We start from the raw sequence: 644 nt of genomic DNA on the forward strand, positions 1-644 counted from the left end.
GGGGCCGCGAGGCGGTCCGGGCGGGGGTCGCGGTGCGGCCGCTCCCCGCGGCGACCCCGTCGGCGACGCGTTCGAGTTCCTCGATCTGGACCGGGACGCCGACGCCGACGAGGTGCAGACGGCCTACCGCGAGCAGGTGAAGGAGCTTCACCCCGATCAGGGCGGCAGCGAGGAGGAGTTCAAGCGCCTGCAGGAGGCGTACTCGACCGCGAAGGAGTACGCGAGCTGAGCCGCCAGATCACTTATCCTCGTGGGCAGCCTCCTTCGAGATATGCCCGAAGAACTGCTGTTCAAGACCGAGAGCGACAGGAGCCGGAGCGAGATCGCCGACTACCTCCGGAAGGTGGCGGACTCCCTCGACGAAGGCGGGGAGATAAGCCTACAGGCCGGCAGCGAGTCGGTAACGCTCAATCCTCCAGAGCGGCCGACGTTCGAAGTGAAAGTCGAACGCGAGGGGCCGGCCGACCGCCCGGAGAAGAGCATCGAGTTCGAACTGGAGTGGACCGAGGGCGAGAGCGGAAGTGAAGCCAGCGGTGAACTGCAGATCGAGTAATCAGCCGCCCTCGACGACGTACTCCGTCTCGCCGTCCCGGAGGGTGTCGGTCACCCGACCCACCTCGTCGCGGGTGACCGCGACGACGACT

Annotated in this window: 2 protein-coding genes; both read left to right on the forward strand. The window is 67.4% G+C overall.

The window, feature by feature from the left end:
* Nucleotides 1–229, forward strand: a 229-nt coding sequence (locus ACFR9S_RS05980; RefSeq protein WP_379818268.1) for a DnaJ domain-containing protein, incomplete at its 5' end; no start/stop codon positions are given.
* A 42-nt stretch (nucleotides 230–271) separates the two neighbouring features.
* Nucleotides 272–553, forward strand: coding sequence for an amphi-Trp domain-containing protein (locus ACFR9S_RS05985; protein WP_379733286.1), 282 nt, complete (start codon nucleotides 272–274; stop codon nucleotides 551–553).
* The last annotated feature ends 91 nt before the right edge of the window (nucleotides 554–644 follow it).

Source organism: Halolamina salina (assembly GCF_042678005.1).
Lineage (GTDB): Archaea > Halobacteriota > Halobacteria > Halobacteriales > Haloferacaceae > Halolamina > Halolamina salina.

Coding starts and splice junctions, on each gene's coding strand:
- ACFR9S_RS05985 (WP_379733286.1), top strand. CDS start 272: ATGCCCGAAGAACTGCTGTTCAAGACCGAGAGCGACAGGAGCCGGAGC.